The organism is Arthrobacter sp. SIMBA_036, assembly GCF_046535135.1.
GTDB lineage: Bacteria > Actinomycetota > Actinomycetes > Actinomycetales > Micrococcaceae > Arthrobacter.
Map to the genome: position 1 here is coordinate 1 of NZ_JAWRXG010000493.1, position 231 is coordinate 231.

Sequence of the window (231 nt, forward strand, 5' to 3'; positions counted from 1 at the left end):
GATGCTGTTCGAAAATCGCCGAGCGATCGGCATCGCTGTCGAGCTTGGCCGCCTGGTCGATCATCGGCTGCAGCAGGCGGACGACAGGCGGGGTGGCCCCAGGCGCCGGCGTTGGCTTCGGTAGATAGTAGAGGATGTAGCCGCCGTAACCGATATGCGCGGCAAACAGCAGGGCAGCGGCAAAGACACCCGTCCTGGCGCCCTGGCGGGTCCCAAGCAGCGCCGGTGCTG

General features: G+C 66.7%; 1 protein-coding gene. It reads right to left on the bottom strand.

All coding sequences use genetic code 11. The features are described from left to right. Positions 1–231 (bottom strand): hypothetical protein (locus tag SB659_RS20640; protein ID WP_410551795.1); only part of this gene is annotated, 231 nt, incomplete at both ends.